Origin of the sequence: Erwinia aeris (assembly GCF_041224955.1) — a bacterium.
GTDB lineage: Bacteria > Pseudomonadota > Gammaproteobacteria > Enterobacterales > Enterobacteriaceae > Erwinia > Erwinia aeris.
In genome coordinates, this window is the sequence record NZ_JBGFFX010000001.1 from 281,787 (window position 1) to 294,281 (window position 12,495).

The following is a 12,495-nucleotide window of genomic DNA, read 5'->3' on the forward strand; positions in this document are numbered from 1 at the left end:
CGATGAACGTTACACAATTACAGCCAGCGATGGCCACGCAGGCGGGAAGCGAACTGCTGCTGTCGGTAAAAGATTTGCGCGTGACTTTCACCACGCCGGACGGCGATGTGACCGCCGTTAACGACCTTAATTTTGACCTGCGGGCGGGCGAAACGCTGGGCATCGTCGGCGAGTCCGGCTCCGGCAAGTCGCAGACGGCTTTTGCGCTGATGGGGCTGCTGGCGGGCAACGGGCGCATCGGCGGCTCGGCGCGTTTTCGCGGTAATGAGATCCTTAATCTACCGGAAAAGCAGCTTAACCGGCTGCGGGCCGAGCAGATCGCGATGATTTTTCAGGATCCCATGACCTCGTTGAATCCCTATATGCGGGTGGGCGAGCAGCTGATGGAAGTGCTGCAGCTGCATAAAGGCTTGAGCAGCGCGCAGGCTTTTGAAGAATCGGTGCGGATGCTGGATGCGGTGAAAATGCCCGAGGCGCGCAAGCGCATGAAGATGTATCCGCACGAGTTCTCCGGCGGGATGCGGCAGCGCGTGATGATCGCGATGGCGCTGCTGTGTCGGCCTAAGCTGCTGATTGCCGACGAACCGACCACGGCGCTGGACGTCACCGTGCAGGCGCAAATTATGACGCTGCTCAACGATCTGAAAAGAGAGTTCAACACCGCGATTATTATGATCACCCATGATTTGGGCGTGGTGGCGGGCATCTGCGATCGCGTGCTGGTGATGTATGCCGGACGTACGATGGAGTACGGCAAAGCGCGCGATATCTTCTATCAGCCAACGCACCCTTATTCGATTGGTTTGCTCAACGCCGTGCCGCGCCTCGACGCGGAGGGCGAATCCCTGACCACCATTCCCGGCAATCCGCCCAACCTGCTGCGGCTGCCAAAAGGCTGTCCGTTTCAGCCTCGCTGTCCGCACGCGATGGAAATTTGCGCCACGATGCCGCCGCTGGAGCCGTTTGGACAGGAGCGGCTGCGCGCCTGCTTTAAACCTGCGGAGGAGCTGGTATGAGCACGACAGAAAAGAACGTTCTGCTGGAAATCGCCGATCTGAAAGTGCATTTCGCGATCAAAGACAGCGGGCAGTGGTTCTGGCAGCCGCCGAAAACGCTGAAGGCCGTGGACGGCGTCAGCCTGCGCCTGTACGAAGGCGAAACCCTGGGCGTGGTGGGCGAGTCCGGCTGCGGGAAATCAACGCTGGCCCGCGCCATCATCGGGCTGGTCAAGGCCACGGAAGGGCGCGTCGCCTGGCTGGGCCGCGACCTGCTGGGGCAAAGCGAAGAGGAGTGGCGCAGGGCGCGTAGCGATATCCAGATGATATTTCAGGATCCGCTGGCCTCGCTGAATCCGCGTATGACCATCGGCGATATTATTGCTGAACCGCTGCGTACCTATCATCCCAAAATGGCGCGTCAGGAAGTCAAAGAGCGGGTCAAAACAATGATGATGAAGGTGGGGCTGCTGCCGAACCTGATTAACCGCTACCCGCACGAATTTTCAGGCGGCCAGTGCCAGCGCATCGGCATTGCCCGGGCGTTAATTCTGGAGCCCAAACTGATTATCTGCGACGAGCCGGTTTCCGCGCTGGATGTTTCTATTCAGGCGCAGGTGGTCAACCTGCTCCAGCAGCTACAGCGCGAGATGGGGCTGTCGCTGATCTTTATCGCCCACGATCTGGCGGTGGTAAAACATATCTCCGATCGCGTGCTGGTGATGTATCTGGGTCATGCGGTAGAGCTGGGCACCTATGATGAGGTTTATCAGAACCCGCAGCATCCTTACACCAGGGCTTTAATGTCCGCCGTGCCGATCCCCGATCCCGACCTGGAGAAAAACAAGGTTATCCAGCTGCTGGAAGGGGAGCTGCCTTCGCCGATCGATCCGCCGTCGGGCTGCGTATTTCGCACCCGCTGTCCGATAGCCGGGCCGGAGTGTGCCAAAACGCGTCCGCTGCTGGAAGGCAGCTTCCGTCATGCGGTCTCCTGCCTGAAGGTCGATCCGTTATAAAAACCAGACCGCATCCCGGCGACGGGATGCGGCTGCGGTTTATTCACGCCACAGAATATGGCAGAGCTTGTGGTCTTTTTCGCGGCACAGCAGGACGCGAGCGAAGATATCGGTCACCGGGTCGCCGTCGTTTTCTCCCAGGCCAATCACCACCTCGGCAAAAAAGTCCGGGTTCAGATCGAAATCCACATGCTCGGCCCAGTCCTCGGCGGGATCGTGCAGCTCTGCACCGCCGCGCTCTTCAAACTGAAGATTAAAGAGCAGGATATCAGCCGGATCGAGATTATCGCCCGCCAGCTCCAGAAAAATATCGTAGGCCTGTTCCAGGGTTTCATCTTCGGTAAGGCGGTTATTTAAATCCATAAAATTTCCCATAATGCCCGTCAGGGCTGTGCAATGCCGCTCGTTTTACAACAGCGGGCTGAAGAAATAAAACAGTCGTTCGACAATCCTCTGCCACCAGGCGCGCCGCGTCCACTGTTTTGCATCCAGCAGCCGCGAACGGGCGATATAATCATCCTGTACGCGCGCCAGATCGCCGCCGAAACCGTCATCATCAATCACCAGCGTAATCTCGAAATTGAGCCACAGGCTGCGCATATCCAGGTTAACCGTGCCGATGAGGCTCAGCTGCCCGTCAACCAGCACGCTTTTGGTATGCAGCAGGCCTTCTTCAAACTGATAAATTCTGACGCCCGCTTCCAGCAGTTCCGCAAAAAAAGCGCGGCTCGCCCAGCCTACCAGCAGTGAATCATTATGTCTTGGCACGATAATGCTCACCTCGACGCCGCGCTGCGCGGCGGTACAGATAGCGTGCAGCAAATCGTCGCTGGGCACGAAATAGGGCGTGGTCATAATCAGCTGCTCGCGCGCCGAATAGACGGCGGTCAGCAGCGCCTGGTGAATCAGATCTTCAGGAAAGCCCGGCCCGGAGGCGATAACCTGAATGGTGTGGCCGCTTTCCTGCTCGAAAGGCATAATAGTGCCGTCCGGCGGCGGCGGCAGAATGCGCTTGCCGGTTTCAATCTCCCAGTCGCAGGAGTAAATGATGCCCATGGTGGTTGCCACCGGGCCTTCCATGCGCGCCATCAGGTCAATCCACTGGCCCACGCCCGCATCCTGTTTAAAAAAGCGCGGATCGACCAGGTTCATGCTGCCGGTATAGGCAATATAGTTATCGATCAGCACCACTTTGCGATGCTGGCGCAGATCCATGCGGCGTAAAAAGACGCGCAGCAGGCTGACTTTCAACGACTCCACGACATCAATGCCCGCGTTGCGCATCATCGCGGGCAAGTCGCTGCGGAAAAACTGCACGCTGCCGGCGGAGTCCAGCATCAGCCGACAGTGAACGCCGCGCCGCGCCGCCGCCATCAGCACTTCCGCCACTTCATCCGCCATGCCGCCGGGCTGCCAGATATAAAACACCATCTCGATATTATGGCGAGCCAGCTGGATATCGCGGATCAGCGCCTGCATCGTATCGTCCGTAGAGGTGAGCAGCTGTAGCTGGTTACCTTTTACCCCGGCGATACCCTGACGGTTTTCACAAAGCTGAAACAGCGAGCGCGCCACGTCGCTGTTATCACGGGCAAAAATATGGTGACAGGATTTCAGATCGTTCAGCCATTTGGCGGTGGAAGGCCACATGGTGCGGGCGCGTTCGGCACGACGCTTCCCCAGATGCAGCTCGCCAAAGGAAAGATAGGCGACGATGCCTACCAGAGGGAGAATATAAATAATCAGCAGCCAGGCCATCGCCGAAGGCACCGCGCGGCGCTTCATCAGAATGCGCAGCGTGACCCCGGCAATCAGCAGCCAGTAACCAAACAGCAGCAGCCAGCTCATTAAAGTATAAAAAGTCGTCATAAAAGCGGAAGTCCTGTTCACCTCTGATTACAGGAGTTTACGTGCAGATCGGAGCGGACGAAACCTTTTCCTCAAGTCATCGGACTTGGCGTAGAGACAGAAGTCTTTATAATGCGGCGCGAGTTTTTGCAAGCGAAGAGGGTAATATGAGACGGAGTAGAAATGAAGTCGCACGCTGGCGCATGTCGCGTCAAATTCAGCGCCGACGGGCGCGCTGGCTGGAAGGGCAGTCGAGACGCTACGGACGGATGCACGCCATTCGCCATCAGCTAAGCCAACAGCAGCGTCGTTCTATTCTGTTTATTACCCAGCTGGTCTGAGCGTAAATACCCGGCCTTGCGCCGGGTTTCTTTTACTGCCTGCGCCTCAGGCGCCCGGCATCCAGGCGCCGCTGGCGATAAACCATATCAGCAGCGCCGCGCCTGCTATACCGACCGCGGCCGGGAAAAGATAGCCAATTTTCATCAGGGTTCCAGGCGGAAGGCGTTAAAACGTGCGCTTAAATGGTTTAACGGCAACCTGCTTATACACGCCCGCGGCGATATAAGGATCGTCCTGCGCCCAGGATTGCGCCTCTTCCAGCGACGAGAACTCGGCGATCACGGTAGAGCCGGTAAAGCCCGCCACGCCAGGTTCGTTGCTGTCCACCGCCGGCATCGGCCCGGCGATAATCAGGCGTCCCTCATCCTGTAACAGCTGCAAACGTGCCACATGCGCGGGGCGAACCGCCTGCCGCTTTGTCAGTGAATCCGCATTATCTTCTGCATAAATTACGTAGAGCACGTTAACTCCTGTCCATCGCTAATGATTGGCGATCACGTTAAGGCATCGTTCGCTATTCTGCAAATGAAAGATGCTCTTGCAGGCGCGGCGCGTAAGGCTAACCGATTTTCTGACAAATTCACGCCTGAAAAGAGGCGAGTTGTTGAAACTGATTGCTATTTGCATTTAAACTTACGCCTCAACTTTTACAGCAGAAAGATTATGACGACGCTGACAGAAACTTCATTTCCTCGCCGACTTTCGCTACCGACCCTGCTTTCCGTGGGTCTGCACGCCGTGGTGATTGGCGGAATACTTTATGCTTCTTTTCACCAGACCGTGGAAGTGCCAAAAGCGTCTCAGCCTATCAGCGTCTCTCTGGTCGCGCCGGAAGTGCAGCCGGAGCCACAGCCAGCGCCCCAGCCTGCGCCGCAGCCGGTAGCGGAGCCTGAACCCGAACCTGAACCCGTGCCGGAGCCGGAGCCGCCTAAAGCGGAACCGGTGCCGATCCCGAAACCCGTTCCCAGGCCTAAACCCAAACCTAAGCCTAAAAAGGAAGTGGTGAAGCCGAAGAAAGAGGTGAAGCCGCGCGAGGAGCCTCGCCAGGCCGCGCCGTTGAATAACGATCGTACGGCTACCGCGACCAAACCTTCTACCGCGCCGAAAACATCGGCAGCGCCTTCAACGGCCGTCTCTTCCGGCCCGAAAGCGATGAGCATTGGCAAACCGGCCTATCCGTCACGCGCCTTTGCGCTGCGTCTGGAAGGGCATGTTCGCGTGCAATTTGACGTGGACAGCTCGGGGCAGGTGGGAAATATCCGCATTCTCGAGGCCGAGCCGCGCAATATGTTCGAGCGTGAAGTGAAAAACGCCATGCGTAAGTGGCGCTATGAGGCGGGCAAGCCGGGCAAGGATTTGAAAATGAACGTTGTCTTTAAAATCAACGGCGGCAGCAGCATTGAGTAACGGGTGATGTTGCCCATCATAAAAAAACGGGAGCAAATTTTGCTCCCGTTTTTTATGCCGTTACGCTTCGCTAAAATGGCTTTTTTCCGGTGGCAGCGGTCGCGATTTGCCTTCGCTGTCAACGGCAACGTAGATAAATACCGCTTCGGTGGTACAGTAGCGCTGGCCAATCGGTTCTGAAGACACCTTCTTAATCCAGACTTCTACGTTAATCGTAATCGAGCTGCTGCCGGTACGAATGCAGCGCGCATAACAGCTGACCACGTCACCTACCGCAACCGGCTTCAGAAAGGTCATGCCGTCAGCCCGCACCGTCACCACGCGGCCGCCCGCGATCTCTTTTGCCAGAATGGCGCCGCCCATATCCATTTGTGACATCAGCCAGCCGCCGAAGATATCGCCGTTGGCGTTAGTATCCGCAGGCATAGCCAGCGTGCGCAGCACCATTTCGCCCTCAGGCTGTCGTTGTTCGTCGCTCATTATCTTGCTTCCGCATAAAAACGCCGTATCCGGCGCTGAATTATTTTTCTTCCTGCGGCATCAGGCGATAGATATAGACGCCGCTGAGCAGGGTGAAGAGCAGAGTCAGGCCGGTCAGGCCAAACACTTTAAAGTTAACCCAGAAATCCTGCGGTAGCCAAAAGGCGACGTAGATATTGGCCAGGCCACAGGCCAGAAAGAATATCGCCCAGGCCACGTTCAGCCTGCGCCACGCGGCCTGCGGTAACGTCAGCTCTTTACCCAACATGCTCTGGATCAGCGTCTGTTTCATCCAGAACTGGCTGTAGAGCAGCGCGGCAGAGAACAGCGTGTAGATAACCGTGACTTTCCATTTAATAAATTCGTCATTATGAAAAACAAGCGTCAGCGTGCCGAAAACGGCGACCAGCACAAAAGTGACGATGGTCATCTTCTCCAGCCTGCGATAAAGCAGCCAGCTGGCTACCAGCGCCAGCGCGGTGGCGACGATCAGCGCGCCCGAGGCGACGAAAATATCGTAGAGCTTATAAAAAACGAAAAAGACCACGAGAGGAAGAAAATCGAGTAACTGCTTCATAAGGGCTTCCGGTTATCAGATCAACACATCGGCTGCGCGCCGGTGAAGCGCGCAGCGACTGATTAACGTAACAGCATATACAGGCGGCTGAGGTAAATGATCAGCAGCGCCGAAACGAGATTGCTTAGCGCGTTCAGCAGCACCGAGGTGACGTTGGCCGGCAGCACGGTCAGCGACGAGGCCATCAGCAGCACCAGCACCTTCGCCAGCAGCCAGCCCAGGATAGCGGGCGCCACCACCTTAACATGTCCCCACACCAGCCGAGTGCTGGCGCGCATCGCGGCGAAAATGCCGACTTTTTCCGCCGTCATGATCATCGGCGACAGCGACAGGATGATAGCGAAAATAATGCCGGGCACCATCAACGCCATAAAGCCGAGCTGAATAATCAGCGTCATAAAAAACACCAGCGGCAGCAGTCGCAGCAGCATCGGCGCGGAAGCGCCCATGGCGCGCAGGGCGCTGACGCGCTCGCCGGCGGTAACCATAGGGATCAGGCAGAGCATCGCGCCCAGCAGCAGCGTATTGCCGACCAGCGAGGCAAGCGTACCCGCAGCGGAAGCGTGCAGCAGCTGCTGCTGCTGTTCTGGCGTCATGGTACGGATCCACTCCATCAGGCTCATTGAGCCGCTGTTGCCATCCGCCAGCCCGGAAATATCAGGCGTCAGCGCATGGCCGATCAGTACCGTAATAAAAGAGGTTAACAGCGCGATCAGTACGATGGTAACAAACTGATGGCGAAAGAAATTTCCCGTGTCACGGTATAACGAAGCCGCCGTGAATGACATGTACACTCCTTGAGAGCCGAATTTAGCGATCCGGCGATTGTACATGGTCTTAAGCCAACCTGGCACCCTGGCTTACACAACTTTCGCTTTGGCGATTTCTCGTGCCGTCTGACGTACACCGCCTGCACGCTTCATATAACACTATCTGGCCAATAAACCCGCATCAGATCACTTTTTAACTTAATTTTTCTTTATGAAATAAAGGTGGTTTTGATCCAGATCAATTTTTAGTGGATTTGCCGTTTATTGTGTTTCTGTGAGGGTGATCTTTCTGAAAATAAAGATAAAATCAGCGCATTAAAAATAAGGGTGACAATTTGCGCTTTTTTCTATGTACACAGGAGTGATTATGAAAATTTCAGTATTGGCCTTGTTGGTCGCGGCCTGCGCGCCGGTAGCCGCTTCGGCACATCAGGCTGGCGATTTCTTTATGCGTGCGGGTTCCGCGACCGTGCGTCCAACCGGCGGCTCGGATAACGTCCTGGGACTGGGCGAATTCGACATCAACAACAATACCCAGCTGGGCCTGACGTTTACCTATATGCTGACCGATCACGTCGGCGTTGAGCTGCTGGGCGCCACGCCGTTCCGTCACAAGGTCGGGCTGGCCTCTACCGGCACGCTGGCTACCGTGCATCAGCTGCCGCCAACGCTGATGGCGCAGTGGTATTTCATGGATAACAACAGCAAGCTGCAGCCCTATGCCGGTATCGGCGTGAACTACACCATGTTTTATGACACCGATTTTAACCAGACCGGCCGCGATGCGGGCCTGAGCAACCTGAGCGTAAAAAACAGCTGGGGCGTGGCGGGCCAGGTCGGCCTGGACTATCAGCTAACGCCGCAGTGGATGCTGAACGCCTCGCTGTGGTACATGGATATTAATACCAAAGTGCGCTTTGACGCGGCGGGCGCAGGCCGCCAGAGTATCGACACCCATATCAACCCGTTCGTGTTCTTCTTTGGCGCGGGTTACCGCTTCTGATCGCCGCCGTCAGACAGCAAAAAGGCGCATACGCTGCGCCTTTTGTCGATCCTGTTACGCCCGAAAAGCGTTATTTGATCTGCATATTATTTACTACGGACTTCACGCCTTTCACGCTGCGGGTCACCTGCACGGCACGGCTGGCCATCTGGGCCGAGCTGACGAAACCGCTGAGCTGTACGCGACCCTTAAAGGTTTCCACGTTGATTTCACGGGACTTCAGCGCTTCATCGTTCAGCAGCTGCGTTTTAACTTTGGTGGTGATGACGGTGTCGTCAATATAGCCGCCTGTGCCTTCCTGCTTTGCCGTTGGCGCGCAGGCGCTAACTGAAACAGCCACAACGGCTGCGATAACCATACCCGTCAACATTTTAAACAGCTTCATGGTAAATCTCCCTGTTATTTCCGAATGGCCTGGGCCGTGATTACAGATTCGCTCTGTAAAAGAAGCGTAGACCTGGGCGGCGAATTTTCCACAAAACAGCGCAAAAAGAGCGTGTTACTTGTTTACGGGGCGGTAAAGCTGCTGCCTGAGGCTACGCGGCTGGCCTGCTCTCGATCGGGCGGGCGTAACGGCTCAGCAATCACGACTGAGCCGCAAAAATAATAAAAGTACAGGAGGGGCAAAGCCCTGCCAGAGCGACAGGGCGGACGGTTAGCGCGTGGCGGCCTTCAGCTTCGCGACGAAAGCTTCCAGCTCGGCCAGCATCGTGGCCGGTTCATTGTGATGACGCTCGATGATTTTGACGATAGCGGAGCCGGAAATCGCACCCGCTGCGCCAGCGGCAAGCGCTTCCTTCACCTGAGACGGTTCAGAAATCCCGAAGCCCTGTAGCGGCGGCGCGGCGTGGTATTCGGTCAGCTTGTCCACCAGATGATGCAACGACTGGCTGACGCCACGGCTTTCCGTGCCGGTTACGCCCGCGCGGGAAAGCAGATAGGTATAGCCGCGCCCGTGTGAAGCGATCTCGCGCAGCAGATCGTCGCTGGCGTTCGGCGGGCAAATAAAGATCGGCGCAACATTATGCCGCATTGCCGACTGGCGGAACGGCGCGGACTCTTCGACCGGCACGTCTGCAATCAGCACGGAATCCACGCCCGCCTGCTGGCAGCGCGCATAAAAGTTGTCGATGCCGTTGGCGAAGACCAGGTTAGCGTACATCAGCAGCCCGATCGGGATGGTCGGATGCTTCTGGCGGACGGCGGCCAGCAGCTCAAAGCAGTGGCTGGGCGTCACGCCGGCGGCAAAGGCGCGCAGCGTGGCGTTCTGGATGGTCGGGCCGTCGGCCAGCGGATCGGAGAAGGGGATCCCCAGCTCCAGCGCGTCGGCGCCGCCCGCGATCAGCGCATCGATAATTTGCAGCGACAGCTCGGGCGTGGGATCGCCCAGGGTGACGAAAGGCACAAAGGCGCCTTCCTTACGCGCGTTCAGCCGCTGAAAAAGCTGGTCATAACGTTCCATCAGATCTCTCCCTTCGCTGTCAGAATCTCGTGCACGGTGAAAATATCTTTATCGCCGCGGCCGGACAGGTTCACCACCAGCAGCTGCTCTTTTTCCGGCGCTTCACGCATCATTTTCAGGGCGTGAGCCAGCGCGTGGGAAGACTCCAGCGCGGGAATAATGCCTTCGCTGCGGCAAAGGATTTTAAACGCGTCCAGCGCTTCGTCATCGGTAATGGAAACGTAGTCGGCGCGGCCGATGCTGTTCAGATGCGCGTGCTGCGGCCCCACGGAAGGGAAATCCAGACCGGCGGAAATCGAATAGGACTCCTCAATCTGACCCTCTTCCGTCTGCATCATCGGCGCTTTCATACCGAAATAGATGCCGACGCGGCCATGCTTCAGCGGCGCGCCGTGCTCGCCGGTTTCAATACCGTGACCGGCAGGCTCCACGCCAATCAGCCCGACGGAAGCCTCGTCGATAAAGTCCGCGAACATGCCGATAGCGTTGGAGCCGCCGCCCACGCAGGCGATAATCGCATCCGGCAGGCGGCCTTCCTGCTCCTGGATCTGCACTTTAGTTTCTTCACCGATCATGCGCTGGAATTCGCGCACTATAGTCGGGAAAGGATGCGGGCCCGCCGCCGTGCCTAACATATAGTGGGCGTTTTCATAGCTGCCCGACCAGTCGCGCAGCGCCTCGTTACAGGCATCTTTCAGCGTGGCGGAGCCGCTGTGCACTGGGATCACCTCTGCGCCCATCAGCTTCATGCGGAACACGTTGGGCGACTGGCGCTCAATATCCTTGGCGCCCATATAGATGCGGCACTTCAGACCCAGCAGGGCGCTGGCGAGCGCCGAAGCGACGCCGTGCTGGCCCGCACCGGTTTCCGCGATAATTTCGGTTTTGCCCATGCGCTTCGCCAGCAGCGCCTGGCCCAGCACCTGATTGGTTTTGTGCGCGCCGCCGTGCAGCAGATCTTCACGCTTCAGGTAAAGACGGGTTTTGGTGCCTTTGGTCAGGTTCTTACACAGCGTCAGCGCAGTGGGGCGACCGGCGTAATTTTTCAGCAGGCCGAGGAATTCCGCCTGAAACTCAGGATCGCGCTGGGCGCTGACAAAGGCCTCTTCCAGCTGTTGCAGCGCGGGCATCAGGATCTGCGGCACGTACATACCGCCGAACTCGCCAAACCAGGGATTTAATAAAGTCATTTCGCTTCCTTATTCGCAGTTGCGCCGCCGTAGCGACGCCAGACGGTCAGTAGGCTCTCAGCGTTTGAAACACCGAGGCGATTTTGTCCGCATCCTTCAGGCCGGGTGCACTTTCGACGCCGGAGTTAAAATCCAGGCCGGCGCAGCCAAGTCGGGCGGCGCTGACGCAGTTGTCGGCGCCCAGGCCGCCCGCCAGCAGCACGTTATCCAGCTTTTCGCCTTCCAGCAGTGCCCAGTCGAAACGGTTGCCGGTGCCGCCGCTGCCGTTGTCAAAGACGTAGCGATCGACGTGCGGCCAGTCGCGGGCAGGCAGCGCGGAACGAATGCTGAACGCCTTCCAGATTTTTACCTCATCCGGCAGCTGACGGCGTAGCTCGGCGACAAAATCCCGATCTTCATCACCATGCAGCTGTACGGCAGAAAGGCCCAGCTCGCGGCTGATAGTGACAACGTCACTAAGGGAGTTGTTACGGAACACGCCGACGTATTTCAGCGCGCCGCCCGCCATCACCGTTTTCGCCTGCTCCGGCGTCACTTTGCGTGGCGAGCCTTCGGCGAAAATCAGGCCGCCGTAGACCGCCCCGGCTTCCAGCGCGCTCCGCGCATCCCCGGCGCGGGTCAGGCCGCACACTTTGTTATCGCCAATAATGACCCGACGCACGGCGGCGGAAAGATCCGCCTCCGACATCAGGGCGGAGCCGATTAAAAAGCCGTTGGCGAAGTGGCTCAGCTCGCGAACCTGAGCATAGTTATTGATGCCTGATTCGCTGATCACCGTTACGCCATGGGCAACTTTAGGCGCAAGACGACGCGTGCGGTCGAGATCGATAGAGAGATCGCGCAGGTCACGGTTATTGATGCCAACCACTTTGGCGCCCAGCGCGGTGGCGCGAGCCAGCTCTTCGTCGCTGATCACCTCAGTCAGTACGCCCATATTCAGGCTGTGCGCCACGGCGGCCAGCTGGCGATACTGCTCGTCATTCACTACGGAAAGCATCAGCAGGATCGCGTCTGCCTGGTAGTAGCGCGCCAGATAAATTTGATACGGATCGATAATAAAATCTTTGCACAGCACGGGCTGGGTAATGGCGGCGCTGACCACCGGCAGAAAATCGAAGCTGCCCTGGAAATATTTTTCGTCGGTCAGTACCGAAACGGCCGAAGCGTGATCTTTATAAACGCCCGCAATGGCGGCCGGATCGAAATCTTCCCGGATCACGCCTTTTGAGGGCGAGGCCTTTTTGCATTCCAGAATAAAAACGGTTCTGGCGCCTGACAGCGCATGATAAAAGCTGCGGGTCGCCGGTTCGATCTCGTTCTGAAACGAGGCCAGCGGCTGGCGCTGCTGGCGCTCGGCCAGCCAAATCGCCTTATCCTGCACAATTTTGTTCAGTACGGTTTCCAT

Annotated in this window: 16 protein-coding genes; 5 read left to right on the plus strand and 11 right to left on the minus strand. The window is 57.5% G+C overall.

The window, feature by feature from the left end; translation table 11 throughout:
• The first annotated feature begins 2 nt into the window (after positions 1-2).
• Both AB6T85_RS01465 and oppF read left to right on the plus strand, forming a co-directional pair.
• Entirely contained in the window at positions 3-1,016 is a 1,014-nt protein-coding gene (locus AB6T85_RS01465; protein ID WP_253453792.1) for an ABC transporter ATP-binding protein, read from the plus strand.
• A complete protein-coding gene (gene oppF / locus AB6T85_RS01470) occupies positions 1,013-2,011 on the plus strand; it encodes a murein tripeptide/oligopeptide ABC transporter ATP binding protein OppF (protein ID WP_253453794.1) in 999 nt (332 codons plus the stop codon). The genes AB6T85_RS01465 and oppF overlap by 4 nt, the downstream gene beginning before the upstream one ends.
• Before the next feature lie 39 nt (positions 2,012-2,050).
• On the opposite strand, the gene AB6T85_RS01475 is transcribed toward oppF, so the two are convergent.
• Both AB6T85_RS01475 and cls read right to left on the minus strand, forming a co-directional pair.
• Positions 2,051-2,374 carry an HI1450 family dsDNA-mimic protein gene (locus AB6T85_RS01475; protein WP_125287737.1) on the minus strand — a complete coding sequence of 108 codons (324 nt, stop codon included), beginning with the start codon at positions 2,372-2,374 and terminating at the stop codon, positions 2,051-2,053.
• Positions 2,375-2,419: 45 nt separating this feature from the next.
• Complete coding sequence (cls, locus tag AB6T85_RS01480; protein ID WP_369894658.1) at positions 2,420-3,880, minus strand: cardiolipin synthase; 1,461 nt, start codon at positions 3,878-3,880, stop codon at positions 2,420-2,422.
• Between the two features lie 146 nt (positions 3,881-4,026).
• Here cls and AB6T85_RS01485 point away from each other — a divergent pair, with 146 nt between their 5' ends.
• On the plus strand, positions 4,027-4,200 hold the full coding sequence (locus AB6T85_RS01485; protein ID WP_125287735.1) for a YciY family protein: 174 nt from the start codon (positions 4,027-4,029) through the stop codon (positions 4,198-4,200).
• A gap of 46 nt (positions 4,201-4,246) precedes the next feature.
• Here the strand turns inward: AB6T85_RS01485 and AB6T85_RS01490 are convergent, their stop codons facing one another.
• Together AB6T85_RS01490 and AB6T85_RS01495 are read right to left on the minus strand one after the other, a co-directional pair.
• Positions 4,247-4,345 carry a YoaK family small membrane protein gene (locus AB6T85_RS01490; protein ID WP_148101246.1) on the minus strand — a complete coding sequence of 33 codons (99 nt, stop codon included), beginning with the start codon at positions 4,343-4,345 and terminating at the stop codon, positions 4,247-4,249.
• 21 nt (positions 4,346-4,366) lie between these two features.
• On the minus strand, positions 4,367-4,663 hold the full coding sequence (locus AB6T85_RS01495; protein ID WP_253453799.1) for a YciI family protein: 297 nt from the start codon (positions 4,661-4,663) through the stop codon (positions 4,367-4,369).
• Between the two features lie 201 nt (positions 4,664-4,864).
• Between AB6T85_RS01495 and tonB the strand changes: the two genes are divergently transcribed.
• Positions 4,865-5,608, plus strand: a complete 744-nt coding sequence (tonB, locus tag AB6T85_RS01500) for a TonB system transport protein TonB (RefSeq protein ID WP_301251630.1) — start codon at positions 4,865-4,867, stop codon at positions 5,606-5,608.
• 60 nt (positions 5,609-5,668) lie between these two features.
• On the opposite strand, the gene yciA is transcribed toward tonB, so the two are convergent.
• The 3 genes from yciA to AB6T85_RS01515 all read right to left on the minus strand — a co-directional run bounded on the left by yciA (position 5,669) and on the right by AB6T85_RS01515 (position 7,453).
• Positions 5,669-6,088 (minus strand): acyl-CoA thioester hydrolase YciA, encoded by a 420-nt coding sequence (gene yciA, locus AB6T85_RS01505; RefSeq protein ID WP_253453803.1) that lies wholly within the window; start codon positions 6,086-6,088, stop codon positions 5,669-5,671.
• 40 nt (positions 6,089-6,128) lie between these two features.
• Positions 6,129-6,665: a septation protein A gene (locus tag AB6T85_RS01510; protein ID WP_253453805.1), complete on the minus strand. Its 537-nt coding sequence runs from the start codon at positions 6,663-6,665 to the stop codon at positions 6,129-6,131.
• Between the two features lie 62 nt (positions 6,666-6,727).
• Positions 6,728-7,453 (minus strand): YciC family protein, encoded by a 726-nt coding sequence (locus AB6T85_RS01515; protein ID WP_369894659.1) that lies wholly within the window; start codon positions 7,451-7,453, stop codon positions 6,728-6,730.
• Between the two features lie 349 nt (positions 7,454-7,802).
• Between AB6T85_RS01515 and ompW the strand changes: the two genes are divergently transcribed.
• Complete coding sequence (ompW, locus tag AB6T85_RS01520; protein ID WP_253453809.1) at positions 7,803-8,438, plus strand: outer membrane protein OmpW; 636 nt, start codon at positions 7,803-7,805, stop codon at positions 8,436-8,438.
• A gap of 70 nt (positions 8,439-8,508) precedes the next feature.
• Here the strand turns inward: ompW and AB6T85_RS01525 are convergent, their stop codons facing one another.
• The 4 genes from AB6T85_RS01525 to trpCF form a co-directional block, all read right to left on the minus strand.
• Positions 8,509-8,823 (minus strand): BON domain-containing protein, encoded by a 315-nt coding sequence (locus AB6T85_RS01525; RefSeq protein ID WP_125287728.1) that lies wholly within the window; start codon positions 8,821-8,823, stop codon positions 8,509-8,511.
• A 270-nt stretch (positions 8,824-9,093) separates the two neighbouring features.
• Positions 9,094-9,900 carry a tryptophan synthase subunit alpha gene (gene trpA / locus AB6T85_RS01530; protein ID WP_253453811.1) on the minus strand — a complete coding sequence of 269 codons (807 nt, stop codon included), beginning with the start codon at positions 9,898-9,900 and terminating at the stop codon, positions 9,094-9,096.
• A complete protein-coding gene (gene trpB, locus AB6T85_RS01535; RefSeq protein WP_301729477.1) occupies positions 9,900-11,090 on the minus strand; it encodes a tryptophan synthase subunit beta in 1,191 nt (396 codons plus the stop codon). The genes trpA and trpB overlap by 1 nt, the downstream gene beginning before the upstream one ends.
• A gap of 46 nt (positions 11,091-11,136) precedes the next feature.
• Positions 11,137-12,495, minus strand: a complete 1,359-nt coding sequence (trpCF, locus tag AB6T85_RS01540; protein WP_253453814.1) for a bifunctional indole-3-glycerol-phosphate synthase TrpC/phosphoribosylanthranilate isomerase TrpF — start codon at positions 12,493-12,495, stop codon at positions 11,137-11,139.

Bases quoted from the DNA above. Each gene is read 5' to 3' on its own strand.
- AB6T85_RS01465 (WP_253453792.1), top strand. From the start codon at position 3: ATGAACGTTACACAATTACAGCCAGCGATGGCCACGCAGGCGGGAAGC.
- oppF (WP_253453794.1), top strand. From the start codon at position 1,013: ATGAGCACGACAGAAAAGAACGTTCTGCTGGAAATCGCCGATCTGAAA.
- AB6T85_RS01475 (WP_125287737.1), bottom strand. From the start codon at position 2,374: ATGGATTTAAATAACCGCCTTACCGAAGATGAAACCCTGGAACAGGCC.
- cls (WP_369894658.1), bottom strand. From the start codon at position 3,880: ATGACGACTTTTTATACTTTAATGAGCTGGCTGCTGCTGTTTGGTTAC.
- AB6T85_RS01485 (WP_125287735.1), top strand. From the start codon at position 4,027: ATGAGACGGAGTAGAAATGAAGTCGCACGCTGGCGCATGTCGCGTCAA.
- AB6T85_RS01490 (WP_148101246.1), bottom strand. From the start codon at position 4,345: ATGAAAATTGGCTATCTTTTCCCGGCCGCGGTCGGTATAGCAGGCGCG.
- tonB (WP_301251630.1), top strand. From the start codon at position 4,865: ATGACGACGCTGACAGAAACTTCATTTCCTCGCCGACTTTCGCTACCG.
- yciA (WP_253453803.1), bottom strand. From the start codon at position 6,088: ATGAGCGACGAACAACGACAGCCTGAGGGCGAAATGGTGCTGCGCACG.
- AB6T85_RS01510 (WP_253453805.1), bottom strand. From the start codon at position 6,665: ATGAAGCAGTTACTCGATTTTCTTCCTCTCGTGGTCTTTTTCGTTTTT.
- AB6T85_RS01515 (WP_369894659.1), bottom strand. From the start codon at position 7,453: ATGTCATTCACGGCGGCTTCGTTATACCGTGACACGGGAAATTTCTTT.
- ompW (WP_253453809.1), top strand. From the start codon at position 7,803: ATGAAAATTTCAGTATTGGCCTTGTTGGTCGCGGCCTGCGCGCCGGTA.
- AB6T85_RS01525 (WP_125287728.1), bottom strand. From the start codon at position 8,823: ATGAAGCTGTTTAAAATGTTGACGGGTATGGTTATCGCAGCCGTTGTG.
- trpA (WP_253453811.1), bottom strand. From the start codon at position 9,900: ATGGAACGTTATGACCAGCTTTTTCAGCGGCTGAACGCGCGTAAGGAA.
- trpB (WP_301729477.1), bottom strand. From the start codon at position 11,090: ATGACTTTATTAAATCCCTGGTTTGGCGAGTTCGGCGGTATGTACGTG.
- trpCF (WP_253453814.1), bottom strand. From the start codon at position 12,495: ATGGAAACCGTACTGAACAAAATTGTGCAGGATAAGGCGATTTGGCTG.